Genomic DNA, 329 nt, shown 5'->3' with positions numbered 1-329 from the left:
ACTAGGACGTTGATAGGTTGGGTGTGTAAGTGCTGTGAGGCATTGAGCTAACCAATACTAATTGCTCGTGAGGCTTGACCATATAACACCAAAGTAGTTTTACATATATTACGATAAAGCATCAGTAATGATGAAAGATCGGTTTAACCTTGATACACGTTATTTCAAAATGAATTGTTAAAGATCCAAGCATGTCTTCGCGTGTTTTGGGTAAGGCAATAAAAAAGCCACCAAAACGAACGCAACCGAATTGCTTGACGATCATAGAGGCGTTGAACCACCTGATCCCATCCCGAACTCAGAAGTGAAAAGCGCCATCGCCGATGGTA

2 rRNA genes are annotated in these 329 nt (G+C 41.6%); both read left to right on the top strand.

Going from position 1 to position 329, the window contains the following annotated elements:
• Window positions 1-82, top strand: a 23S ribosomal RNA gene (locus ABFY09_RS15180); the annotation flags it as partial.
• Window positions 83-253: 171 nt separating this feature from the next.
• Window positions 254-329: ribosomal RNA gene (gene rrf / locus ABFY09_RS15175) — 5S ribosomal RNA — on the top strand; the annotation flags it as partial.

Origin of the sequence: Marinomonas sp. 5E14-1, from assembly GCF_039939215.1 — a bacterium.
Taxonomy (GTDB): Bacteria; Pseudomonadota; Gammaproteobacteria; order Pseudomonadales; family Marinomonadaceae; genus Marinomonas.
Note: the sequence above shows the minus strand (reverse complement) of the source record. Positions and strands in the feature narration are given on the sequence as shown.